Origin of the sequence: Collinsella aerofaciens (genome assembly GCF_040926185.1) — a bacterium.
In the GTDB taxonomy this organism is placed as follows: Bacteria; Actinomycetota; Coriobacteriia; order Coriobacteriales; family Coriobacteriaceae; genus Collinsella; species Collinsella aerofaciens_BC.
This window is the reverse complement of sequence record NZ_JBCOIQ010000001.1, coordinates 25,349-49,586: the sequence shown is the minus strand read 5'-3', so window position 1 is coordinate 49,586 and position 24,238 is coordinate 25,349. Positions and strand designations below refer to the sequence as shown.

26 protein-coding genes and 1 riboswitch are annotated in these 24,238 nt (G+C 60.9%); of the genes, 20 read left to right on the top strand and 6 right to left on the bottom strand.

What is annotated here, in order from left to right; genetic code table 11:
* Positions 1–437 precede the first annotated feature (437 nt).
* Positions 438–1,172, top strand: a complete 735-nt coding sequence (locus AB5750_RS00255) for a 3'-5' exonuclease (RefSeq protein WP_368145011.1) — start codon at positions 438–440, stop codon at positions 1,170–1,172.
* Positions 1,173–1,305: 133 nt separating this feature from the next.
* Here the strand turns inward: AB5750_RS00255 and AB5750_RS00250 are convergent, their stop codons facing one another.
* The 5 genes from AB5750_RS00250 to AB5750_RS00230 all read right to left on the bottom strand — a co-directional run bounded on the left by AB5750_RS00250 (position 1,306) and on the right by AB5750_RS00230 (position 7,328).
* Entirely contained in the window at positions 1,306–2,448 is a 1,143-nt protein-coding gene (locus AB5750_RS00250; protein ID WP_368145010.1) for a hypothetical protein, read from the bottom strand.
* A gap of 182 nt (positions 2,449–2,630) precedes the next feature.
* Positions 2,631–4,445: a hypothetical protein gene (locus AB5750_RS00245; RefSeq protein WP_195445188.1), complete on the bottom strand. Its 1,815-nt coding sequence runs from the start codon at positions 4,443–4,445 to the stop codon at positions 2,631–2,633.
* A 307-nt stretch (positions 4,446–4,752) separates the two neighbouring features.
* The gene (locus AB5750_RS00240; protein WP_117746605.1) at positions 4,753–5,196 is read right to left on the bottom strand and encodes a nucleoside-specific channel-forming Tsx family protein; all 444 of its coding nucleotides are present in this window, start codon (positions 5,194–5,196) and stop codon (positions 4,753–4,755) included.
* An 8-nt stretch (positions 5,197–5,204) separates the two neighbouring features.
* A riboswitch (SAM riboswitch) is annotated at positions 5,205–5,295 on the bottom strand.
* A 266-nt stretch (positions 5,296–5,561) separates the two neighbouring features.
* Entirely contained in the window at positions 5,562–6,551 is a 990-nt protein-coding gene (locus tag AB5750_RS00235) for a hypothetical protein (protein ID WP_117746606.1), read from the bottom strand.
* Between the two features lie 123 nt (positions 6,552–6,674).
* On the bottom strand, positions 6,675–7,328 hold the full coding sequence (locus AB5750_RS00230; protein ID WP_089573552.1) for a helix-turn-helix transcriptional regulator: 654 nt from the start codon (positions 7,326–7,328) through the stop codon (positions 6,675–6,677).
* Positions 7,329–7,605: 277 nt separating this feature from the next.
* On the opposite strand from AB5750_RS00230, the gene dpaL reads away from it, so the two are divergent.
* The 6 genes from dpaL to hydA all read left to right on the top strand — a co-directional run bounded on the left by dpaL (position 7,606) and on the right by hydA (position 14,818).
* Complete coding sequence (gene dpaL / locus AB5750_RS00225; RefSeq protein WP_006235252.1) at positions 7,606–8,820, top strand: diaminopropionate ammonia-lyase; 1,215 nt, start codon at positions 7,606–7,608, stop codon at positions 8,818–8,820.
* 74 nt (positions 8,821–8,894) lie between these two features.
* Positions 8,895–10,280 (top strand): YgeY family selenium metabolism-linked hydrolase, encoded by a 1,386-nt coding sequence (locus tag AB5750_RS00220; protein WP_117821229.1) that lies wholly within the window; start codon positions 8,895–8,897, stop codon positions 10,278–10,280.
* A gap of 201 nt (positions 10,281–10,481) precedes the next feature.
* On the top strand, positions 10,482–11,684 hold the full coding sequence (ygeW, locus tag AB5750_RS00215) for a knotted carbamoyltransferase YgeW (RefSeq protein WP_055287465.1): 1,203 nt from the start codon (positions 10,482–10,484) through the stop codon (positions 11,682–11,684).
* Positions 11,685–11,698: 14 nt separating this feature from the next.
* Complete coding sequence (gene arcC, locus AB5750_RS00210) at positions 11,699–12,649, top strand: carbamate kinase (protein WP_117746609.1); 951 nt, start codon at positions 11,699–11,701, stop codon at positions 12,647–12,649.
* Between the two features lie 177 nt (positions 12,650–12,826).
* Entirely contained in the window at positions 12,827–13,441 is a 615-nt protein-coding gene (locus AB5750_RS00205; RefSeq protein ID WP_368145009.1) for a nucleotidyltransferase family protein, read from the top strand.
* Between the two features lie 9 nt (positions 13,442–13,450).
* Positions 13,451–14,818: a dihydropyrimidinase gene (gene hydA, locus AB5750_RS00200; protein ID WP_368145008.1), complete on the top strand. Its 1,368-nt coding sequence runs from the start codon at positions 13,451–13,453 to the stop codon at positions 14,816–14,818.
* Positions 14,819–14,927: 109 nt separating this feature from the next.
* Here hydA and yqeC read toward each other — a convergent pair whose 3' ends face one another.
* Positions 14,928–15,662, bottom strand: a complete 735-nt coding sequence (yqeC, locus tag AB5750_RS00195) for a selenium cofactor biosynthesis protein YqeC (RefSeq protein ID WP_368145006.1) — start codon at positions 15,660–15,662, stop codon at positions 14,928–14,930.
* A gap of 102 nt (positions 15,663–15,764) precedes the next feature.
* Between yqeC and yqeB the strand changes: the two genes are divergently transcribed.
* The 13 genes from yqeB to map all read left to right on the top strand — a co-directional run bounded on the left by yqeB (position 15,765) and on the right by map (position 24,165).
* The gene (yqeB, locus tag AB5750_RS00190) at positions 15,765–16,559 is read left to right on the top strand and encodes a selenium-dependent molybdenum cofactor biosynthesis protein YqeB (protein WP_368145005.1); all 795 of its coding nucleotides are present in this window, start codon (positions 15,765–15,767) and stop codon (positions 16,557–16,559) included.
* A gap of 9 nt (positions 16,560–16,568) precedes the next feature.
* A complete protein-coding gene (locus AB5750_RS00185; RefSeq protein WP_368145004.1) occupies positions 16,569–17,612 on the top strand; it encodes an XdhC family protein in 1,044 nt (347 codons plus the stop codon).
* Between the two features lie 311 nt (positions 17,613–17,923).
* The gene (rplE, locus tag AB5750_RS00180) at positions 17,924–18,481 is read left to right on the top strand and encodes a 50S ribosomal protein L5 (RefSeq protein WP_006235260.1); all 558 of its coding nucleotides are present in this window, start codon (positions 17,924–17,926) and stop codon (positions 18,479–18,481) included.
* Positions 18,482–18,560: 79 nt separating this feature from the next.
* Positions 18,561–18,746, top strand: a complete 186-nt coding sequence (locus AB5750_RS00175; RefSeq protein ID WP_022094280.1) for a type Z 30S ribosomal protein S14 — start codon at positions 18,561–18,563, stop codon at positions 18,744–18,746.
* A gap of 119 nt (positions 18,747–18,865) precedes the next feature.
* Positions 18,866–19,264: a 30S ribosomal protein S8 gene (rpsH, locus tag AB5750_RS00170; protein ID WP_006235262.1), complete on the top strand. Its 399-nt coding sequence runs from the start codon at positions 18,866–18,868 to the stop codon at positions 19,262–19,264.
* A gap of 33 nt (positions 19,265–19,297) precedes the next feature.
* On the top strand, positions 19,298–19,834 hold the full coding sequence (gene rplF, locus AB5750_RS00165; protein ID WP_006235263.1) for a 50S ribosomal protein L6: 537 nt from the start codon (positions 19,298–19,300) through the stop codon (positions 19,832–19,834).
* A 75-nt stretch (positions 19,835–19,909) separates the two neighbouring features.
* A complete protein-coding gene (gene rplR / locus AB5750_RS00160) occupies positions 19,910–20,278 on the top strand; it encodes a 50S ribosomal protein L18 (RefSeq protein WP_006235264.1) in 369 nt (122 codons plus the stop codon).
* Between the two features lie 14 nt (positions 20,279–20,292).
* Positions 20,293–20,817 (top strand): 30S ribosomal protein S5, encoded by a 525-nt coding sequence (gene rpsE, locus AB5750_RS00155; protein WP_195364328.1) that lies wholly within the window; start codon positions 20,293–20,295, stop codon positions 20,815–20,817.
* A 2-nt stretch (positions 20,818–20,819) separates the two neighbouring features.
* Positions 20,820–21,002, top strand: a complete 183-nt coding sequence (gene rpmD / locus AB5750_RS00150; RefSeq protein ID WP_006235266.1) for a 50S ribosomal protein L30 — start codon at positions 20,820–20,822, stop codon at positions 21,000–21,002.
* Positions 21,003–21,005: 3 nt separating this feature from the next.
* Complete coding sequence (gene rplO, locus AB5750_RS00145; RefSeq protein WP_006235267.1) at positions 21,006–21,455, top strand: 50S ribosomal protein L15; 450 nt, start codon at positions 21,006–21,008, stop codon at positions 21,453–21,455.
* Positions 21,449–22,735, top strand: coding sequence for a preprotein translocase subunit SecY (secY, locus tag AB5750_RS00140; RefSeq protein ID WP_368145003.1), 1,287 nt, complete (start codon positions 21,449–21,451; stop codon positions 22,733–22,735). Before rplO ends, secY begins: the two co-directional genes overlap by 7 nt.
* 18 nt (positions 22,736–22,753) lie before the next feature.
* Positions 22,754–23,380, top strand: a complete 627-nt coding sequence (locus AB5750_RS00135; protein WP_368145002.1) for an adenylate kinase — start codon at positions 22,754–22,756, stop codon at positions 23,378–23,380.
* Entirely contained in the window at positions 23,377–24,165 is a 789-nt protein-coding gene (map, locus tag AB5750_RS00130) for a type I methionyl aminopeptidase (RefSeq protein WP_368145001.1), read from the top strand. Before AB5750_RS00135 ends, map begins: the two co-directional genes overlap by 4 nt.
* Positions 24,166–24,238: the final 73 nt, after the last annotated feature.

Here is a 24,238-nt window from a genome sequence, read left to right as displayed (position 1 = left end):
GGGCGCTGCCCGGCACATGGAACTGCCGTCAACAACTGCCATTCAATCAAAGCGCGGTCATAAATACGAATATATGTTCGATAATAACAGCAACGTGATTCCCTCGAATAGCAGCCTTTCGTAAGGGCGGCAGAAGACGGCGCTGGGCGATTGGGGCTAGACGCGCAGGTCTTCGTCACCGAAAGCCCGTTTGATTAACCAGCCCTCTGTAGGTACACTGCATATTGATGGGCCCGGGATGACCGCTGATTCAAGTCACCGGGCCTAAATCTTTTCATCCATTTGAATAGAGCGGGCGACTCTCTTGGGGCCGTCTGCATGGCGTGTGATTAGCGCATGGTATTGCGCCCAGCTTTCATGTCCGCGCGGCCACCTATCCTTACGGCAATGTAGCCGCTTATGTAACAAGCGGCAAGCAACGGAGAAAGGCCCTAACCGTGTCAGCTGAAAAGACGCCGTGTATCTCGGCTATCGATACGACGAACTTTGCGCGCCAGATTGTGCTGGACTTTGAGTTTGCGCCGGTGCCAAAGCAGCGCCAGCGCCGTGGGCTGCGCAATGAGATTATCGAGGTCGGCGCCGTTAAGCTCGATTACCACGGCAACGTTATGGGCGAGTTCTCGCAGTTTGTGCAGACGGAATTTACCGAAGGCGTTGCGTATCCCGTCCGCGAGCTCACGGGGATATCGGCCGTGGACACCGCGATGGCCGATCCGCTCTACATGGTGATAAAAAGGCTCAGCGATTGGATCGGTCGCTACTCCGCCCAGGTGGTCTGTTGGAGCGGTGCGGACCGTCGGCAGCTTTTGACCGAGTGCCAGGCAAAGCACATCGACCTTTCCACATTTCCTACGGACTGGGCCGACCTGCAGGCGTTTTACACCTCGATCATGGACGTTGGCAGCCACGGGCGCGTCTCGTTGGGCGACGCGGCAACGTGGTTCGGCATCGAGTTTGACGAGTCGACGGGCCATGCCCACAGCGCCCTAGCCGATGCGCGCGTGACCGCCAAGCTGCTCAAGCAGGTGATGGACGGGGACTATCACGTGAGTCCGCGCGCCCAAGAAGTCCGCCAACGTTGGGGGATGGGCGAGCGGGCCCAGACACGCCTCTCTAGCAAGTGCCCCGAGCTGGGCGACCTGCTGCTGAAGCTGAAGGCGGCGGGAAGGTAGGGGCGTTAGTTGTCTGCATGGCGCGTGCCTGTCGCGTATCGTTACTCTTCCTGCTGCTTGGCAGGCAAGATGTAGACGTTCTCGGCGTCCACGGCGATCTGCGCGGGGCGGTTGTAGAGGGTGTCGATCTCCTTTACGCTCTGCTTGAACGGCGTGACGTCGGGCGTCTTTGCCTGATGGAGCTTTTCGAGGAGTTTCTCGGATTGCTTGTCGTTGAACTTTCCGATGCTCTCTCCTGCGCCTTCGAGCGCCTCGTCGATGAGTGTATGGTCGCCCACGGGGGTCTTTGCGATGGCGTGACCGAGCAATTTGCCCGCGGACGCGATACCGCCCAGCAGTGCCGCATCGACGGTGTCGACAGCCCCGCTTCGAGTGCGTTGTAGCAGTCGGTGTAGAGCTCGCGGTACGCGATCGAATCAGCCTCGATCTTCGCAGTGGCGTCCGCGAGCTTTGCGGGCTCGAAGTTCTGGGCGAGCATGGGTTCGAGGAACAGCGAGAACGCGTGGATGTAGGTGGCGAGCTGGCAGTCTTTGAGGTAGTCGAGCACCTTGTCGAGGCGTCTGCCCAAGCCGTCTCGCACCTCGATGAACCCTTTCTTTTTCAGATCCGCCTGTGCCTGCGAGCGGAAGAGTTCCATGTCCTGCGCGGACGACTGCTTGATGTCGAGCACCTTCATATGGGCGTTTGCCATGTAGGTGGCGTTGCCGTAGTTGAGGCCGTAACCGTTGAGGATGTCTGCGAGCGTCTTGAGGTTGCCACGCATGTTGGCCTTGTCGCGCTGACGCATGTACTCGAACATTTCGTCGACGGACTCCTGGATGGAGTCGAGCTTTTGGTTTATCTGCGCGATTGCGGCTGCCATGAATAGCGATGTTGGATCGTAAGGCACCTGCGTGACGCTCGTGGCGATGTCGCCCTCGACTACGTGGAAGCGCGCCTGCCCAGGGCCCTTGGCGGCGTCGCGGTAGCCCCCTGTGAGACCGCTGCCGTCCTTGAACGTGTTGAGTTTCGACGGATCGAGCGGGTTACCATATTTGTCAGTCGCCTGGAGCAGCGTGGGCACGCTCACCGTGTTGGTGACGGTGCGAAACATCGAGGGGAGCGAGGCGAACGCCACGCCGAGTTGGGGAATTCGCTCGAGCGGTAGCTTGATGGCGCCGGAGACGTCCACCCGCTTCTGAGTGAGCGCGAGGTGGATTTTGGTCGATGCGAGCTGTTTTGCCACGAGCTCCTCTCGGCCGTCGTTCGCCGAGGGTTTGGTCTCGTTGTCTGCCATAGCGCGCTCCTTGCTTACGTTGATAGTCGTGGGCATTATCTCATCGCCTGGTGGCTTGCTAGAGCGGGGTAGAGGCCGAGCGTCTGGCGAAACTCGTTAACTGATTGCATTTCAGCGGATTGGGTTGATTATAAGAGAAGGACGGCTATCCATCTGCCCTTCCCAGTTGAGTTCGCTTTGAGCTACTGTTCGTGCCTATGCTGCTTGGGCTCAAGCCTTCTCGCTGCCGTGAAGCAGGCCGTGGCCGCCATGGCCAATGCGATGCTGGCCATCCAAGTGGAGTCGCCGGTTGCAGCGAGCTTTGGTTCATCGGCTGTCGTGCGTCCCGACTTTTTTGTAGCCGCCTCGTCGGCGTCCTTTTCAGGAGTGGCAGGATCACTTTTGTTGTCGCCGGGTGAATCTACGTCGGTCTTTCCGCCCGCCTGCTCCCCTTGGGCCTTCCCCTCCACGGTGAAGGACGCATCGGTCGCCGTCCCGTCCTTCCAGACGGCCGTGACGGTGTGTCCGCCGCCGGCGAGCGTGTCCAGGTAGGACGGCCTGAGCTCGATAATCGTGCTGCCCCTGGTTGCGGTGTAGTTCTCGGCGGAGACCTCAGTTCCGTCCACGAGGAGACGCGTGAACTCATCGAGAGGACCGCTGAAGCGGAAGGTCAGACCGGCCTCGCCGTCCTTTGCATACGCCTGCCCGTCGCCCTTGGTGGCGGCATACAGCGGAGCGGTCACGTCGAAGGTGACGTCCCCCGCGTCGTCGACATCAAAGGTCTGAACGCCGGTCTTGCCGTTACGCTCGGCGTAGGCGGAGCTGTAGACGAAGGTCTCGTGGCCCGTCTTGTCGAGGACCGCGAGGGCTTGGATTTCAAACGAGCCCATCGAGAGCGACGTGGGGAACTCGATTTCGATATAGCCCCTTGCCGCATCGTAGCTGCAGCTCAACGTTTTGCGGGTCTTTAAAGAGTTCGGGTCCTCGACATAGCCGGGGTCGCCGAGGATCGGGGAGACAGACTTTACGCCGTCCGCGTCGCCTACATTGCAATAGATACGGAGGATCCCGCCGACGGGGACCCTCTTCGCGGAGATGGAAACGTTCGAGACCGTGGGCGGGTTCCGGTCGATCGCGCTGCCGGTCACCTCGAAGCACAGCTCGCTCGGGTCGCCAACCGAGAAAGTCGCGCCCGAAATGCCGTTGGCCCTGGCGTAGGAACTCTCGTACACATCGGTCTCGAACCCTAGGCCATCGGTGACCGAAAGGCCGATCAGCCTGTGCCTTCCGATCCTATTGCTGTCGAATGTGAGGTCAAACCCGTCGATAGACGAGCCTCCGTGATAATAGGCTGACGAAACAGAGCAGCCGTCGTCCGAATTCTCCCAGCCCTGCCGCAGTATGGGGGAAACGGAGCGAACGCCGTCGGCATCGGAGACGGTCCAAGAGATGTGGAGGTCGGCACCGGTTGCGACCTCCCTGCTCGAGAGCGACACGGAGGACACGGTCGGCGGGTTTTGGTCCTCGGGTCCCTCGGTCACCTCATACTCGAGGGGGTCGGTGGTGAAGGTCGGACAGTCGAGCCCCTTCTCCTCGGCATACGTCGTGTCGTAGACATCGGTAACCCATCCAAGACTATCGGTCACGCCGAGGCCGATGATCCGGTACCTGCAGGGCCGGTCGCTCGGGGAGGTGGAGATATCGAAGCCCGCGGTCGTGTTGCCGGTCGACGAGAAGGCGAGACGGGAACTGATTCCATGGTCTCCGGTATCGTTTTCGACAAGGACTTCGACTATGGGCGTGACGGACCGTACCCCGTCAGGGTCATCGACGCTATAGCCGACATGCAGCGTGGAGCCGGCCGTGACTGTCGTCGCGGATATCGTCACGTTGGAGATGCTGGGCGGGTTCGGGTCCGACGCGGCTAGGGCGGTTGAGGGCAAAGCAAGCGCTACGGTGGCGGACAGCGAGGCGAGCAGGCTAAGCGCGAAGCGCCTGGAGAATTTCAAGGAGGTCATTGGTGGTGCCGATCTTCCATAATTGTTGCAGCGATACCAGTATATCTTTGGCCCATGCTAGCCAGATGTTCTTTCCGCGAACGGCTCGTTAGTTTAGAGACGGCATATGGACGCCTGTCTCGTCCACGTTTCTCGTAAGGGCGATTATAAGGACATGAAGAGACTTTCTCGGAACAATCAATTGGGGATATCAAAGAAATGCTGGACGCCTCCTGATCGCTCAATGCCTTTGAGGTGAAATGCGGCGCATCGGCTACGTTGTTGAGATCATTTATCGAGCGATACGTCATTCCAGCTGAGGCCACCGTCATGAGGCTTCTGTTCCTACACCCCCCCCCGCAATCCCGCGCGCGGCACCCAACAGCTCGTACTCCCTCTCGCTCCACTGGCACAGCTCGGCAGTCTCGACGGCGTCGCGACACAGGTCCAGAAACACCTCAGCTCCCTCGCAGAAGCACTCGCGGGCAAAGTCACCCGAACCGCTTGCGACGCACGTGCCGTCGGCAAACAGCTTCCAGCTAGACAGCTCGCGCGAGTCGTCTCCAAGCAGCTTGATCTGCAGTACGTGCGGGTCGCCGGCGGTGTAGAGCTCTTTCTCGAGCGCCTGCACGGTAAAGCGCATCTGGTGGGGGAGACTGCTCTTGACCATGGCCGAGGCATAGCCGTTCGGCTTGTCCAGAAGATGCATTCGTTTTGGCTTGGCTGCCAGGTTGTGGAAGTTGCGCTCACTGCGCACGGAGAAATTGTCCATACGGACTCCTTTCATCGATATTGGCAGGGCCACCGTGCCTCTTGGCCGGTTGGCGTCGGGATCGTGGAGCCAACTCTCTACCCCGACTCTGGATAAAACGCGCCCGCTCCTTGCGGGCACGATGGGGTCTATCAACGTGTACGGACAGAAATCAAGCGCCATCCGCGAAATGACGCGCGGATGGCGTTGGTTTCCCAAGTGATTATTCGGCTTCCATCCGGAAAAGTGTCGAAATCAGCCGTGTAAAAGTACGGAAAAGTGTCGAGATAGGCACCTTAAAACTTCGGAAAAGTGTGGCTGGATGACAAAACAGCACTTAGAAGTCGGTGCTGGATGCGGGATCCTGTGGTCGCCTTCAGCCCTCGCTACTCGTCGTCCTCGTCGTTGGGGTCGCCCTTGAGGGTGTTGATGTCCAGGTACTGGTTGTCGTCCTCTTTTTGCTGGGTCTCCGACTCCGCTTGGGTGGGGCCGCGGAACAGCTGGAACCCCTCAAACGCAATGACACCGAGCAGGGCAATGATAATGGCGATAAAGGCAACCTTGACTGCCTGCGGAAATTCCGAGAAACGCAGCGCCTTTTCCTCGGCGTAATAATCGGCGAAGCGCTCTTCGCCCGTGCTTTTGGTATACGCCGGCGCGGACGCGGCCTCCGGGTCATATTCCGGTGCAGGCGTGGCGGCGTACGGATCGTTGAGATAATCGCTCGATGCGGTGCCATAATCCTCGGTCTCGATGCGACCGGTGCCAGCATAGCCATCGGAATAACCGGAATATGCCGCACCGCCCTCATAGTCCGCGGCGCTCGTGTTGGCGGCAAAAAGCGGGTTAACTGGAACATCGAGCGCCGGCATGCCGGTAGAGGTCTCATCCAGATCGGTTGCAGCCCAGGAATCGTAGGCAACCTGATGGGCAACGGGCTCATCGAGCCTTGCGACCGGAGGCTTGCGTGCCGCAGGAACAGGCAACTGCTGGGCGCTGTACATAACGGTGCTGTCGGCCGATTTGCCCTGCGTCGCTGCTGCGAGAAATGCCGCCGTCTCGGACGGGTCGCTTGCGGGGCGGGGAGCGGGCGTGGGCGCCGAAGTGGGTGCGGGCGTAGGCGCGGGCGTCGAAACAGGCGACTGCGCAGGAGTCGGCGCAGATACGGGCTCAGGCGCAAGTGCGGGATTGGGGCTTGACGGGCGAGCCCCGCCGCCGCCCATGAGTTCGTCGGCGGTCCACGGGCGATCATCCATCACGTCGTCAAGGCTCAGCGAAAACAGGTCGTCTTCACCCTCATCGAACATGCGGTGCACATGTCCACCAATTGCCGGAATCAATCCGCGACCGGTGCATGATGCCTTGCTCAACGCCATTCTGTCCCATCCTTTCGAAATACTAATGACATCGATTATATGGAACTTCCCAAGCGGCTCGGTCTCGGATTCGTGCTTTCCAGAACTCGCGCCCAAAAAGGGAGGGGCAATCCAGGCGAGTGCCTACTTGTCGCCGGCCGCCGCCTTGGCCTCATTGAGGTAGCTATAGAAGCTGTACTTGGAGATGCCAAAGAACTCGCAGGCGCGCTCACTCGACTTGGAAATGAGGAAGGCACCGCGACGGTCGAGGTAGCCAATGGCACGAATGCGCTCGTCTTTGGTCATGAGCGCCGCGGGCTTGCCCACAAACTGCTCGCACTCGTGCAGCAGGTCCTCGAGCAGGTCGCCGATGTTCTTGGTAATGGGCTCGGGCTCGGTATAGCCCGTGCCGCCGGTGCCGGTAAAAGCGTCGAGCGAGCGCTCAAATGCCTTCATAAGCGTAATGTCAAAGTTGATGCCCAAAATGCCGACGGGCTTGCCCTCGTCGTTGCGGATAAAGATCGTCGACGATTTGAGCAGCTTACCGTCGGTGGTTTTAGTGAGGTACGGCTCGCGGTCGTGTACGTCGGTGGCGCCCTCGTGCATGGACTCAAACACGATATGGCTGGGGCCGTCACCCAGTTTGCGCCCGCTGACGTGGCCGTTTTCGATCACTACGATGGAGTGGTCCACGTCCTCGGTCTCCAGGTCGTGGACGACGACTTCACAGTTGGGGCCAAATTGGAGTGCCAGGCCGTGTGCAAGGCGCTTATAGAACTCAATCTGTGCGGGGGTCATAGGTACCTTCCTAAAAATTAGTTTGGGCACACTTTGCCATAAACCACACATGACCGCAAACAAATCCATCAACAAGGCAATTCATGACCGTTCGGCGGCGAAAAAGTACCGATTGCGGCAACAAACAATTCGTTAGGTATACCAATCAAAAAGTGTGATAGAACATTACTAACAAACTTTTTGTTTGGCATCCACATAAAAGTTCAGTCGCATGAATGGGAATGGGCTGAAACGCGTATGCGGGGGCCGGCAAGAGAGGACTTAAGGAGTTCACCGTATGGCCGATAAGATCCAGTGGGCGAGCAACACGATGCCCAAGAGCGATGACAAGCACTTGGGAATCATGAGCCTCGACCACGTGAAGAAGGCCCGCGCCTTCCACCAGTCGTTCCCCCAATATACCGTCACTCCGCTTGCCCGCCTGGACGGCCAGGCTGCGCGCCTGGGCCTGTCCAACCTGTGCGTTAAGGACGAGAGCTATCGCTTTGGCCTCAACGCCTTTAAGGTTCTGGGCGGTTCGTTTGCCATGGCCAACTACATTGCCGACGAGACCGGCAAGGACGTTGCCGAGTGCACCTTCGATTACCTGACCTCCGATCAACTTGCCAAGGACTTTGGCCAGGCCACCTTCTTTACCGCCACCGACGGCAACCATGGCCGCGGCGTGGCATGGGCTGCCAACAAGCTGGGCCAGAAGGCCGTCGTTCACATGCCCAAGGGTTCCACTAAGCCCCGCTTCGATAACATCGCCGCCGAGGGCGCAACGGTGACCATCGAAGAGGTCAACTACGACGAGTGCGTGCGCATGGCCGCTGCCGAGGCCGACGCCTGCGAGCGCGGCGTCATCGTTCAGGACACCGCCTGGGAGGGCTACGAGAAGATCCCGTCCTGGATCATGGAGGGTTACGGCACCATGGCTTCCGAGGCTGCCGAGCAGCTGCGCGAGATGGCCATCAACCGCCCGACGCACGTGTTTGTCCAGGCTGGCGTGGGTTCGCTCGCCGGCGCCGTGGTGGGCTACTTCACCAACCTGTATCCCGATAACCCGCCCACCTTCGTCGTGGCTGAGTGCGCGCCTGCCGCCTGTCTGTACAAGGGCGCTGCCGCCGGCGACGGCGATCCGCGCATCGTGGACGGCGACATGCCCTCCATCATGGCCGGTCTGTGCTGCGGCGAGCCCAACATTCTGGGCTGGGATATCCTGCGCAACCACGTCACCGCCTTCGTGTCCTGCCCCGACTGGGTCACCGCTCGCGGCATGCGCACCCTGGGCGCTCCCGAGAAGGGCGACCCGCGCGTCATCTCCGGCGAGTCCGGCGCTGTGACCACCGGCCTGGTCGAGACCCTCATGCTCGATCCCGAGTACGCCGAGCTCAAGGAACTCATCGGCCTGGACAAGACGAGCTCCGTGCTCTGCTTCTCCACCGAGGGCGACACCGATCCCGACCAGTATCGCCGCATTGTTTGGGAAGGCGAATATCCCACTTGCTAATCGTTGGGGCGGAGTAAATAGGTATCGCTCCGCCACCTCACAGGTAGATTCCTTCGTTTGAAAGGTTATGAACAATGGCTAAAGAACTCGATTTCGACGCTATCAAGGCTGCTGCTGAGTCCCATCGTGCTGATATGACTCGCTTCCTGCGCGCTATGATCTCCCATCCCTCTGAGTCTTGCGAGGAGGGTGAGGTTGTCGCCTGCATCAAGGCCGAGATGGAGAACCTTGGCTATGACGAGGTCAAGGTCGATGGCCTGGGCAACGTCATGGGCTTTATGGGCGAGGGCGACAAGATCATCGCCATCGACTCCCACATCGACACCGTCGGCATCGGCAACATCGAGAACTGGGATGCCGATCCCTATGAGGGCTACGAGACCGACGAGATCATCTACGGCCGCGGCGGCTCCGACCAGGAGGGCGGCATGGCTTCTGCTACCTACGCTGCCAAGATGATGAAGGACATGGGCCTCATCCCCGAGGGCTACAAGATCATGGTCGTCGGCACCGTCCAGGAAGAGGACTGCGACGGCATGTGCTGGCAGTACATCTACAACAAGGATGGCATTAAGCCCGAGTTCGTCATTTCCACCGAACCCACCGACGGCGGCATCTATCGCGGTCACCGCGGCCGCATGGAGATCCGCGTCGACGTTCACGGTACCTCCTGCCACGGCTCCGCTCCCGACCGCGGCGACAACGCCATCTACAAGATGGCCGACATCATCGCCGACGTCCGCGCCCTCAACAACAACGGCTGCGACGAGTCGACCGACATCAAGGGTCTCGTCAAGATGCTCGACCCCAAGTACAATCCCGAGCACTTCGAGGATGCCCGCTTCCTGGGCCGCGGCACCTGCACCGTCAGCCAGATCTTCTACACCAGCCCCAGCCGCTGCGCCGTGGCCGACTCCTGCGCCATCTCCATCGACCGTCGTATGACCGCCGGTGAGACCTGGGAGTCCTGCCTGGACGAGATCCGCAACCTGCCGGCAGCCAAGAAGTACGGTGACGACGTGAAGGTCTCCATGTACATGTACGACCGTCCGTCCTGGACCGGCGAGGTCTACGAGACCGAGGCTTACTTCCCCACGTGGATCAACAAGGAGACCGCTCCGCACGTCAAGGCCCTCGTCGACGCCCACAAGGCCATGTTTGGTGACGAGCGCATCGGCTGCGAGCCCAGCATGGACAAGCGCACCGGTCGCCCGCTGTGCGACAAGTGGACCTTCTCCACGAACTGCGTCTCCATCCAGGGCCGTTACGGCATCCCCTGCGTGGGCTTTGGCCCGGGTGCCGAGTCTCAGGCTCACGCCCCCAACGAGGTCACCTACAAGGATGACCTGGTCACCGCTGCCGCCATGTACGTGGCTGCCCTGAACCTCTACGATCCGAGCCAGGCCGATGGCGACGCCACCGTGTTCCGCGCCGGTCTGACCAACAACAAGATCGATTAGTCCCATTCCTCGATTTTGTTGAGCCGGGGGCCGCTCGTGTCCCCGGCGCTCCCTGTTGACTTGGGGCCCGCGGTCGTTATCTCCCATGCTTCCTCAACGGTAGCGGGTCCTCGTCATAGCGCTCTGCATGTTCTAGCCACACGCGCATGCCGGAGCACATCTACTCATTGCGATCGTTTCACCTTTAGAAAGGACATTTACATGGACGCCAAGTTTACCGAGCTCGTCGAGCAGCTGAACGGCCTCGATTTTAAGGGTATGTACGGCAGCGACTTCCTGCACACCTGGGATAAGACCACCGATGAGCTCAAGGCTCTCTACATCGTCGCCGACGCCCTGCGCGAGCTGCGCGAGAACAACGTCTCGTCCAAGATCTTCGACTCGGGCCTGGCCGTCTCCCTGTTCCGCGATAACTCCACCCGTACGCGCTTCTCCTTCTCTAAGGCCGCCAACCTGCTCGGCCTTGAGCTGCAGGACCTGGACGAGAAGAAGTCCCAGATCGCTCACGGCGAGACCGTCCGCGAGACCGCTACCATGATCTCCTTCATGGCCGACGTCATCGGCATCCGCGACGACATGTACATCGGCAAGGGCGACGCCTACATGGCCGAGGTCTCCGAGTCTGTCCAGCAGGCTTACGAGGACGGCGTTCTGGATCACCGTCCCACGCTCATTTCCCTGCAGTCCGACTCCGATCACCCCACGCAGTCCTCTGCCGACATGCTCTACCTCATCAACGAGTTTGGCGGCCTCGAGAACCTCAAGGGCAAGAAGGTTGCCGTCACCTGGGCCTATTCGCCCTCTTACGGCAAGCCGCTGTCCTGCCCGCAGTCGCTGATCAGCCTGCTGCCCCGTTTTGGCATGGACGTCACCCTGGCCCACCCCGAGGGCTACGACCTCATGCCCGAGGTCGTCGAGCGCGCCAAGGGCTACGCCGCCGAGTCCGGCACCACCTTTAAGCAGGTCAACACCATGGCCGAGGCCTTCGAGGGCGCCGACATCGTGATCCCCAAGAGCTGGGCTCCGTTTGCCGCCATGGAGAAGCGTACCAACCTGTACGCTGAGGGCGACGACGCCGGCATCGCAGCGCTCGAGAAGGAGCTGCTCGCCCAGAACGCTACCCATCAGGACTGGTGCTCCACGACCGAGCTCATGGAGAAGACTGCCAACGGCCAGGACACCATCTTTATGCACCCGCTGCCCGCCGACATCTCCGGTGTCTCCTGCGAGCACGGCGAGGTCAACGCCGACGTCTTCGACATGCACCGCGTGGGCATGTACAAGGAGGCCAGCTACAAGCCGTACGCCATCGCTGCCATGATGTTCCTGCAGAAGGTTGCCGATCCCGCCGCTACCCTCAAGGCCCTCGACGAGCGCAACACCGCCCGTTGGCTCCAGGCCTAAAGCCGGGCTGAGAAATGGCTAAGCGTATCGTTGTCGCCCTGGGCGGAAACGCCCTCGGCGCCAACCTTCCCGAGCAGATGGAGGCCGTCAAGACGACTTCCAAGGCTATCGTCGACCTGATCGAGGAGGGCAACGAGGTCGTCGTCGTGCATGGCAACGGTCCCCAGGTGGGCATGATCGCCAACGCGATGGCTGAGCTCACGCGCTCTAATCCTCAGAAGTACGTTCCCTGCCCCTTGTCCGTTTGCGGCGCCATGAGCCAGGGCTACATTGGCTATGACCTGCAAAATGCGCTGCGCGAGGAAATGCTCGACCGCAATATCGACAAGGGTGTCGCCACCGTGCTCACCCAGGTCGAGGTTGCGGCGGACGATCCGGCCTTTGCCGACCCGGTCAAGCCGATCGGTCCGTGGATGAGCGAGGCCGAGGCCAAGGAGCTGGAGGCCGATCGCGGCTATCAGTTCATCCACGACGAGAAGCAGGGCTTCCGTCGCGTGGTTGCCTCGCCCAAGCCCGTGAACATCGTCGAGCTCGACACCATTAAGTCGCTCGTCGAGTCCAACCATGTGGTGATCTCCTGCGGCGGCGGTGGCATTCCCGTCACCAAGGCCCAGGGCAACCACCTTAAGGGCGCTGCCGCCGTCATCGATAAGGACTTTGCGGCCGAGAAGCTCGCCGAACAGCTCGATGCCGATGCCCTGATCATCCTGACGGCCGTGGAGAAGGTTGCCATTGGCTTTGGCACCGACCACGAGCAGTGGCTCGACACGCTGACCGCGGCTGACGTAAAGCGTCTGTCCGAGGCCAACGAGTTCGGTCGCGGCTCCATGCTGCCCAAGGTCCAGGCAGCCTCGACATTTGCCGAGAGCAAGCCGGGCCGCACGGCGCTCATCACGCTGCTCGAGAAGGCGCGCGATGGCCTTGCTGGCAAGACCGGTACCACGTTTACCGGCGACGCTGAGTAGGCATATCTGCACCATTGAGGAGGGTGCCCTGCGTCGCGGGGTGCCCTCCTTTGTGCTATGGAGAGCCAAGGGGCGTTCGCTGGAAAACGAGCGCATGCCTGTTCTGACGGAGTGCGAGCTTGGTATGGTGGGTATAGCAACTATGGTGTCCAAGGTGGCCAGGGGAGGTTTGCGGAGATGAAACTCGGTTGCGTGATTATGGCCTCGGGCGAGGGCAAGCGGTTTGGCTCCAACAAGATGCTTGCCGATATCTATGGCGAGCCGCTGATTGCCCGGACCATCGATTCGGTTCCCCGGGGCTTTGACGTCGTGGTTTCGACGCGTTGGCCCGAGGTCGCTCAGATTTGCGAGGACAAGCATTGCCCGTGCGTGCTGCACGACGGCGAGCTGCGCAGCGAAAGCGTCCGTGCGGGCCTTTCATGGGGAGTCGAACGCAACTGGAAAGGTTGCCTCTTTTTGCCGGGCGACCAGCCGCTCGTGAGTTCGGGTTCATTTGAGGCTATGGTTCGTGCGTTTGACGAGTGTGGCCGCAAACATCCGGTGCGTCTTGCGTGCAACGGTGAGCCTTCGAGCCCGGTGCTCTTTCCGGCGGAACTGCTCGATGCACTTATGTGTCTTGAGGGCAAGGACGGCGGCGGTTCGATCCTCAAGGACCGTACCGACGTGGTGCTGGTCGAGGCGCGTGCCTACGAGCTGTGGGACGTCGATACCGCCAAGGGACAGCAACGCATAACGGAGCATATCGCCGCCTGCTCGTATTTTGATCGCGTGGCCAACAGCATCAATCAATAAGGAGCAATTATGATCATCATAAAAAACGGCGCGCTCGTGACGCCACAGGGGCTTCGCCGTGCCGATCTTGCCATGGATGGCGATAAGATCGTGCGGATTGCCGCGGCGATTGAGCCGGCCGAGGGCGATACCGTCGAGGACGCCGCGGGCTGCTGGGTGTTTCCCGGCTTTATCGACGGCCACACGCACATGCAGTGCTGGACCGGCATGGATTGGACAGCCGATAGCTTTGAGACCGGCACGCGCGCGGCTGCCTGCGGCGGCACGACGACCATCGTGGACTACGCGACGGCCGATCGCGGCGTGACCATGCCCGATGCCTTGGCCGAGTGGCATCGCCGCGCCGACGGAACCTGCACGGCCAACTACGCCTTTCATATGGCACTCGCCGAGTGGAACGAGCGCAACTGCGCCGACCTTTCGGCCATGCGCGAGGCGGGCGTATCGTCGTTCAAGACCTACTTTGCCTATGACCACCTGCGCTTGGACGATGCCGAGACGCTCGAGGTGTTGGAGGAGCTCAAGCGCGTGGGCGGTATCCTGTGCGTGCATTGCGAGAACGGCACGTTGGTGAATGAACTGCAGAAGCGCGTGTACGAGCAGGGGATTCATGGGCCCGAGGGGCATGCGCTCAGCCGTCCGGACGTGTGTGAGGCCGAGGCCGTGAGCCGCCTACTGTATCTGGCACACTTGGCCGGGGACGCTCCGGTCAACGTGGTGCACCTTTCGACCAAGCTGGGGCTCGAGGCCATTCGCGCTGCCAAAGCGCGCGGGCAGAAGAACATCTATGTCGAGACCTGCCCTCAGTATCTGATGCTCGATGATACCTGCTATCTGGAGCAGGGAAAGGACGGCTTTGCCGGCGCCAAGTATGTGATGAGTCCGCCGCTGCGCCATGCCGGTGACCGTGCCGCGTTGCGCGAGGCGCTTGTGGCCGGCGAGATCGATACGATTGCAACCGACCACTGCAGCTTTAACCTGCACGGGCAAAAGGACCGCGGGCGCGACGATTTCCGCGCGATTCCCAACGGCGGGCCCGGTGTGGAGCATCGCCCCGTCTCGATCGCTACGAGCTTTGAGGGACAGCTGGGTCCCGAGGATTTGTGCCGCTTGATGAGTGAGAACCCGGCGCGCGTCTTTGGCATGTATCCGCGCAAGGGCTGTCTTGCCGAGGGTGCCGATGCCGACGTGTGCGTGTGGGATCCAAAGGCGCGCTGGACCATTAGCGCGGCGACGCAGCATCAGGCCGTGGACTACACGCCGCTCGAGGGCTTTGAGGCGCATGGCCGCGCCAAGGCCGTGTTTGTGAACGGCGTGCTGGCGGCACGCGATGGCGAGCCCACCGGAGCCCAGCCCGGCCGCTACGTGCCCCGCTAGCAGCAAAGATGCCGTGTCCCCTCCTCAGTTGCGGTGAAATACGGACTGTTTGCGGCCGTCGGGCGGCCAAACAGTCCGTATTTCACCGCAACTGAGGAGATGGGGCCGGCTACTTGAGGCTGCTGGCGACGACGGGGCGGTCGAGAGCTGCCTCGAAGCGGTCGGCCATCGTGGGGTCGCTGAGCGTGTCGACTTGGTTGAGCATGACGCGTGCGGTGCTGAGTTTCAGCGCCTGCATCTCGGCATTGAGCACCATGGCGACGCGCTCGGGTGTGGCGATGTCGGTAGGCTCGCAGCCGCAACGCTCGCAAAAGAGCTCGGGGCGGTGGACGGCTTCGTTGATGGGCTTGCCGAGCCCTGAGGCGCCGGCGATCCAGACGATGTTGGCCGTGCCAGAGGGAATCACCGGCTCCCAGGCGGCATGCGCCTTGAGCGGGAGTCGCTTGCTGCCATCTGCCTCGGCCAATACATAGTCAAAGCGCCGCGCCAGCTCGTCGAGCGGCTCGGCAGGGGAGGAGAGCTTACCTGTCTCCGGGTCCAAAACACCTGCCTGGCAGATGCTTCCGCGGGCAAGTCCCGCGCATGCCTCGCAGGTGCAGCCGGGAACATGCAGGGTCCCCGGCTTCCAAGGCGCGGCGTCCAGGCGACGGCTCGACCCGTCCCATGGCACGCCGGCGACGGGAAACATGTGCGTGGTGGTGCAGAGGAGCACCCTGCCGCCGGCGCGCATGAGCTCAAGGCCGAGCGTCTTCAGCAATGTCGACTTGCCGCCACTGCCGATAATTGCGGTAATGCCCGGCTCGATCTTGAGCGCGGAGGCAAGGTTTCCGCTCGTCGTTTCCATCTGTTCACCGCCGTATAATACTGTGATAATAAATAATCATCAGAGTAGCGGTCGAACCGCTTTTGCTCTGCTCAAACCGTAGCACAGGGAGGTGCCCCGGGAATGCTCGTTTATGTTCGCGGCGCTGGCGATATCGCCACGGGCGTCGCCGCTCGCTTGGTTCGCGCCGGCGTGTCGGTCGTTATGGCCGATATCGCGGTTCCCACGTGCATCCGCCGCACAATCAGTTTTTGCGAGGCCATTCGCCTGGGCGAGGTCGAGGTCGAAGGCATTCGCGCTCGCTTGGCACAGACGCCGGCAGAGGCGCTTGCGATTACCGAGGCTGGAGACGTCGCCGTTGTGGTGGACCCCCAGGCCAAGATGCTCGGCGAGCTGAAACCCGCGGCTGTGGTCGACGCGATTTTGGCCAAGCGCAACCTGAGCACCACGCGCGACATGGCGCCTGCCGTCATCGCCGTGGGGCCGGGCTTTACCGCGCCGGTTGACTGTGACGCCGTGGTCGAGACCATGCGCGGGCATTTTCTCGGCCGCGTCATCACCCAGGGTTCGCCCCAGCCCAACACGGGCGTGCCAGGCATTATCGCCGGCTATGGCAAAGAGCGCGTTATTCACAGCCCCGCCGCCGGCGTGTTTCGGTCCGACCGCGCAATCGGCGACATCGTGAGTGCCGGAAACGTGATTGGCTACGCGGGAGATATGCCCATGCGCACGCAGATCGATGGCTGTCTGCGCGGGCTTTTGGCGAACGGCGTGCAGGTGACCGAGGGCTTTAAATGCGCCGATGTCGATCCGCGCGGCGATGCCAGCTATATCAACTACATTTCGGACAAAGCGACGTCGGTCGGCGGCGGCGTGCTCGAGGCACTCGCTATGCTCACCGATGTCTTTAGAGGATAGAAGGCGGCAATGGAAAAGCTCGATGTGGTGAATGCTGCGCTTGGCGCTCTGCGTGCTGGCGAGACGTGCGAGCTGGTGGTCGTGGCCGGCACGGCAGGGTCATCGCCGCGCGGCGTGGGCGCCTGGATGGCCGTCTTTGCCGATGACAGCCAAGCGGGTACCATCGGCGGCGGCAAGATCGAGCTCTTTGCGCTGGACGAGGCGCGCGAGCTCCTGAGCGCGGGACAGTCGCGTCTGGTCCGCTACACCATGGGCGGCGAGAACTCCGATACCGGCATGATCTGCGGCGGAGCCATCTGCCTGTGCTACCTGCATCTGGATGCGACTCAGGCATCGTTGTTCCAAGAAATAGCCAACGTCTTGGCCTATCGGCGCATCGGCGACTTCGTCATCGACTTTGAGCCGTTTATCGCGAGCGCACTCGAGGGCGATGTGGCCGAGTACCATGGCAAGGAATCGCGCCGCACCATTGCGGGCTGCCCCGGGCTTTCGCTGGTGGAGGAGGGGAGTAAGGTCACCTACACCAACGCCGCCTCCGAGATTCCCCCGGCGCACATCGAGACGCTCTGCCCCGAGGGCCTGACCTATATCTTTGGCTGCGGCCACGTGGGCGCCGCGACGGCGCGGGTGCTCACGGCGGCGGGCTTTGCCGTTGTAGCGTGCGACGATCGCCCCGGCACGTTGACACCCGAATGGGTGCCCGGTGTCTACGACCGTCGCCTGGTCGATTACAAGAACCTGAGCAAGCAGTGCCCCATCGGTCCGCGCGATCTGGTGGTGGTCGCTACAGCAGGTCACAAGTCCGATATCGACGTGGTGATTCAGGCCATGCGCGCCAAGCCTGCCTACCTGGGCTGCCTGGGCTCGCGCCGCAAGACGGCCTTTGTGCGCGCCCGCCTGGAGCAGGAGGGCTTTACACAGGACCAGATCGACGAGCTGCACCTGCCGATCGGTGTCGCCATCGAGGCCGAGGATCCCGAGGAGATCGCCATCTCCATCGCCGCCGAGATGATCCACCTGCGCCGCACCAAACTCGTCCCCCGCAAGCGCTAATCGCATCCCCACCAATAAGCTGCGGTGAAATACGGATTGTTTAAGCCTGTTAGGTTGCCAAACAGTCCCTATTTCACCGCAACTGCTTTTTGGGACCCATTTGTGCGGGGGAGTTGTGGAGTTGTGCAGGCAGACGAGGTTTTTCTGGAAATGCGCACCCAATGCGCGTATAGTACCGATTGTTTTGTCGGCTCCTGCTGCGTCGAGTCCAAACCGCGAAATGCCATGAGCGGCGCGGATGCAGCCAGGAGGCACGAGGACAACCCATCGTGGCCACGCCCCGTGCTTAAAACCCCAAGAAGGAGTGAACAATGGCAGAAGAGAAGTATGTGCCGCGTCTGAAGACCAAGTACAACAACGAGGTCAAGCAGCAGCTTCAGGACAAGTTCCAGTACGAGAACGTCATGATGATCCCCAAGTTTGAGAAGATCGTCGTGAACATGGGTGTCGGCGAGGCCGCTACCGATTCCAAGGCCATCGACGGTGCCGTGCGCGACCTGCGCGCCATCACCGGCCAGCAGCCGATGATCACCCGTGCCCGCAAGTCCATCGCTACCTTCCGCCTGCGCGCTGGTATGCCGATCGGCTGCAAGGTTACCCTGCGTGGCGACCGTATGTGGGAGTTCTTCGATCGTCTGACCTCCGTCGCGATCCCCCGTATCCGCGACTTCCGCGGTATCTCCGCCAAGAGCTTCGACGGCCGTGGTAACTTCTCCATGGGCGTCACCGAGCAGCTCATCTTCCCCGAGATCGACTTTGACTCCGTCGATCACCAGCGTGGTATGGACATCACTTTCGTGACCACCGCCAACACCGATGAGGAGGCCAAGGCCCTTCTGGACGCCTTCGGTTTCCCGTTCAAGAAATAGGTTCACCTGCCCTATAAGCGCCGTTCCCACAAGGGGGCGGCGTTTGGGGCGAACAATACTCTATGTGAGGAGGATATAAGTGGCTAAGACATCGATGATCGTCAAGTGCAATCGCAAGCAGAAGTTCTCTACTCGTGAGTACACGCGCTGCCAGCGCTGCGGCCGTCCGCACTCTGTGTACCGCAAGTTCGGCCTGTGCCGTGTCTGCTTCCGTGAGCTTGCACTCAAGGGCGAGCTTCCCGGCGTTAAGAAGGCCAGCTGGTAAGTCACTACCAGCGTTTCAAGCATCCGTTTGGAACAGGGAAAACGCGCTAGTTAGGCTTTGCCGTTAAGGGCGGCGAAGAACCAAGAGCACGTGTTCATCAAGAACGAAGGAGAATCTGTATGAACCTTACAGACCCGATCGCAGATATGCTTACGCGCATCCGTAACGCTAACTCTGTGAACAAGGCCACGGTCTCCATGCCGAGCAGCAAGAAGCTCGTCGAGATCGCTCGTGTTCTGCACGAGGAGGGCTACATCGAGGGCTACGATGTCGAGGACACCGTTCCCCAGAAGACTCTGCACATCACGCTTAAGTATGGTCCCAAGAAGGCTAAGGTCATCAACGGCATCCGCCGCATTTCCAAGCCGGGCCTGCGTAAGTACACCGGCGTTGCCGACATGCCCCGCGTCCGCGGTGGCCTTGGTACCGCCATTATTTCCACCAGCCATGGCGTCATGACCGACCGCGATGCTCGCAAGCACAACGTCGGCGGCGAGATCATCGCTTACGTCTGGTAATTCGCTCGGTAGGTAGAAGGAAAGGAGATCACCGTGTCTCGTATCGGTAATAAGCCTGTCCAGATTCCCGCCGGAGTCGAAGTGGCAGTCAACGGCAACAACGTTGTCGTCAAGGGCCCCAAGGGCCAGCTCGAGCTCGATGTCTTTGAGAAGCTCGCTATCAACGTCGAGGACAACGTCCTCACCGTTTCCCGTCCCGACGACGAGCGTGAGACCCGTGCCCGCCACGGCCTCACCCGCGCCCTCATCCACAACATGGTTGTTGGCGTTTCCGAGGGCTTCGAGAAGAAGCTCGAGCTCGCCGGCGTCGGTTACCGCGTGCAGCAGAAGGGCAAGAACCTCGAGTTCTCCCTGGGCTTCTCGCACCCCGTGATCGTCGAGGCTCCCGAGGGCATCACCTTCGAGGTTCCCGACAACACCCACGTGAACGTCAAGGGTATCAACAAGCAGCAGGTCGGTCAGATCGCCGCTGAGATCCGCGGTCATCGTCCTCCCGAGCCTTACAAGGGCAAGGGTATCCACTATGTTGGCGAGCACATCCGCCGCAAGCTGGGTAAGGCCGCCAAGTAGTCGTAACCGACTCACTCGCATAAGACCAGCACCCCGTCAGGTGCTGGCAAGATCAACCTTTTTAGGAGTTTACGTATGAACAAGCATAAGGCGAAGCTGGAAGGCCTCAAGCGTCGTCAGCGTCGTGTTCGCGGCAAGGTCTCGGGTACCTCCGAGCGTCCGCGTCTTCGCGTGACCCGTACTAACGCCAACATCTATGCCCAGATCATCGACGACAGCAAGGGCTCCAGCCTGACGCTCGTCTCTGCCTCGACCCTCGAGGCCGAGTTTAAGGGCACCCACACCTCGAACAAGGAGGCTGCGGAGAAGGTCGGTCAGCTCGTTGGCAAGCGCGCCATCGAGGCCGGCATCACCAAGGTCGCCTTCGATCGCGGTGGCCGTATCTACCATGGCCGCGTCAAGGCCCTCGCCGACGGTGCTCGTGCCGCCGGTCTCGAGTTCTAGGAGGTATGTAGCACATGGCTCGTAATCAGAAGCAGCAGCGCGAGGCCTCCGAGTTCGAGGAGCGCGTCGTTTACATCAACCGCGTGTCGAAGACCGTCAAGGGTGGTCGTCGCATGAGCCTCGTCGCTCTCGTCGTCGTTGGCGACGGCAAGGGCAACGTCGGCGTTGGCATGGGCAAGTCCGCTGAGGTGCCCCTGGCCATCTCCAAGGCGTCTCTCGATGCCAAGAAGAACATGTTCCACGTGCCGGTGACCGATCAGGGCACCATCCCGCACGAGGTTCTCGGTCACTTTGGTGCCGGCCGCATCATCATCAAGCCCGCTGTCGAGGGTACCGGCGTTATCGCCGGCGGCGCTGTGCGTCCCCTCTTTGAGCTTGCTGGCATCAAGAACGTCCTGTCCAAGTCCCTCGGTACCGACAACGGCCTTAACATCATCAAGGCTGCCGTCGAGGGCCTCAAGGAGCTCTCCAGCCCTGAGGACGTCGCGGCTCGCCGTGGCCTGACGGTCTCCGAGATGTTCGTCGGTAAGGAGAACTAAGCATGGCTGACACCATCAAGATCAAGCAGGTCCGCAGCACCAACGGTTGCAAGCAGGACCAGGTCCGTACTGTCCGTGCCCTCGGTCTCCACAGGATCCGCGAGGTTCGCGAGATTGCTGACAACGAGTCCGTCCGCGGCATGATCTTCAAGGTCAAGCACCTTGTCGAGATTGTAGAGGAGTAGCAAATGCAGCTTCACGATCTTACTCCCGCGCCCGGTTCCACCAAGAACCGCAAGCGCGTCGGCCGTGGCAATTCTTCGGGTCACGGCACCACTTCTGGCCGCGGCCAGAAGGGCCAGGGCTCCCGCTCTGGTGGCACCAAGGGTGCCGGCTTCGAGGGTGGCCAGACTCCGCTGGCTATGCGCCTGCCCAAGCTTCCGGGCTTCCGCAACCCCCGTCGTATCGAGTACACCGCTGTCAACGTTGAGCGTCTCGAGCGTAAGTTCGAGGACGGCGCTGTAATCGACGGTGCCGCTCTTAAGGCCGCTCGCATCACCAAGAGCGAGTTCGAGCCCGTCAAGGTGCTCGGCAATGGTGAGCTCACCAAGAAGTTCACGGTCAAGGTCGACAAGGTCAGCGCTTCTGCGCAGGCCAAGATCGAGGCCGCCGGCGGAAAGGTCGAGCTGCCGTGCTAAATGGTCTTAAGAATGCTTTCCGCATCAAAGAACTGCGCGAAAAGATTCTTTTTACCATAGCTATGCTCGTCGTGTACCGCATTGGTGCGCACGTTCCTGTGCCCGGCATTCCCTTCCACGGGATGCTGGGCCTTTTCTCGACCGGGAGCAACTCGGTCGCCGCAGGTGCTATGGCCCTCCTGAATCTTTTCTCTGGTGGCGCGTTGAGCTATGTCTCGGTGTTCTCTTTGGGCATCATGCCGTACATCACGAGCTCGATTATCCTCCAGATGCTCCAGGCCGTCGTGCCTTCCCTGCATGAGCTTGCCCGCGAGGGCGAGGTCGGTCAGACCAAGATTACGCAGTATTCGCGTTACCTCACCTTGGCTCTGGCTATCCTCAACTCCGTGGGTTACCTCTTCCTCTTTAAGAGCTTCGGCATTAGCTTCAACGGTGCCGGCGCTCCCGAGATCATCTTTGACCTCATGATCGTCGGTACGCTCACCGCGGGCGCCATGCTGATCATGTGGATTGGTGAGCTCATCACCCAGCGCGGTATCGGCAATGGCATGTCGCTGATCATCTTCGCGAACATCATGGCCGGTCTTCCGCAGGCGATCTTCTCCAGCACCGAGGGTAACGCCGGTGGCATCATCACCATGGTGATCATCTGCGCCATCATCCTGCTGGTCATCCCGCTGATCGTTTTCCTTGAGCGCGGCCAGCGCCGCATCCCGGTCTCCTACGCCAAGCGCGTCGTGGGCCGTCGCATGATGGGTGGCCAGACCACCTACCTGCCCATCAAGGTCAACACCGCGGGCGTCGTGCCGATCATCTTCGCTTCGGCGTTGCTGTACTTCCCGGCCCAGATTGCTGTGTTCTTCCCCGGCATCGGCTGGATTCAGGCAGTTGCCTCCGCGCTCTCGACCGGTTGGCTCAACTGGGTGCTTAACGTTGTCCTCATCGTGTTCTTCGCGTACTTCTACACCTCCATGGTGTTCAACCCCGATGACACGGCCGACAACCTTAAGAAGCAGGGCGGCTTTATTCCGGGCGTCCGTCCGGGTAGGGCTACCGCGGCCTACATCAAGAACGCGCTCAACAAGATTACGCTTCCCAGCGCTGTCTTTTTGGCGCTTATCGCCATCGTGCCTTCGATCATTTTCTCCTTTACGGGTAACCAGCTGATCCAGGCATTTGGCGGCACGTCCATCCTCATCATGGTCGGCGTCGTGCTCGACACGGTCGATAAGCTCGAAGGCCAGATCAAGATGTATGATTACGATGGATTCTTTAAATAGGCTAGAGGAGGATTGCTCATGAACCTCGTATTGCTCGGAGCTCCGGGTGCCGGTAAGGGCACCGTCGCACAGGAGCTCGTCGCCGAGTTCGGCGTCGCTCACATTTCCACGGGCGACCTGCTGCGTGCTGCCGTCAAGGGTGGCACTGAGCTTGGTATTCAGGCTAAGAAGTACATGGACGCCGGCGAGCTCGTTCCCGACCAGCTCGTTATCGACCTTGTCAAGGAGCGCCTTGCCGCCGATGACGCCCAGCAGGGCTTCATCCTCGATGGCTTCCCGCGCAACACCGCCCAGGCTGTGACGCTCGATTCCGAGCTCTCCGCCATGGGTCGCGAGATTGACTGCGCCCTTCTGGTCGACGTGGCCCCCGAGGTCATCATCGACCGTCTGTCTTCGCGTCGCACCTGCCGCGCCTGCGGTTACACCGGCACCGCTGCCGATGCTACCTGCCCCAAGTGTGATGGCGAGATGTATCAGCGCGACGACGACAAGCCCGAGACCATCAAGAACCGTCTCGACGTCTACGAGAAGTCCACGAGCCCGCTCGTCGACTACTATCGTGGCCAGGGTCTGCTTAAGTCGGTCAATGGTGACCAGGCTCGCGAGACCGTGTACGGGGATGTCAAAGAGGCTCTCGGTCTATGATCAAGATTAAGTCTGCAACGCAAATCGAGCAGATGAAGAAGGCAGGAGCGCTATCTAAGATGGCGCTCCGCCACGTTGGAGCCATGGTTCGCCCTGGTGTTTCGACCTTTGAGCTCGATCAGCTTGCGGAGCAGATTATCCGCATGCATGGTGGCACCCCGGCCTTTAAGGGTTACGGCGGTTTCCCCGGTACCATTTGCGCATCGATTAACGATGCCGTGGTCCACGGTATTCCCAATCCCGACATGATTCTGCGCGATGGCGATATCATCTCCATCGATACGGGTGCCGTTGTCGACGGTTGGGACGGCGATAACGCTTGGACGTTTTTCGTTGGTACCCCTACGCCCGAGGCCAAGGCCCTGTGCGAGGTTACGCGCGATTGCCTTAAGGCTGCCATCGAGCAGGCTGTTCCCGGTAACCATATTGGGGACATTGGTTATGCCGTACAGTCCCTCGCCGAGTCTCACGGCTATGGCGTGCTTCGCGATTATGTGGGGCACGGTATTGGCCATGTGATGCACGAGGACCCCAATGTTCCGAATTACGGAAAGAAAGGGAGGGGCGTTCGTCTCCAGGCCGGTATGGTCATTGCCATCGAGCCGATGGTCACGATGGGATCCAATCATGTGAGCACGGGCTCCGATGGTTGGATCGTCACGACCAACGACCACCTGCCCGCCGCGCACTACGAGAACACCGTCGCCATCACCGATGACGGCCCGGTGATTCTCACCACCGACGCGCAAGGCGCTTGGTGCTCCTTGCAAGGCGGCGAAATGTAAAAGTCGCCGCCCCCTGATGCCCAACCTCGCCTTTCAATTTCGAAGGCATGACCCAAGGTCTATGCCTTCTCAT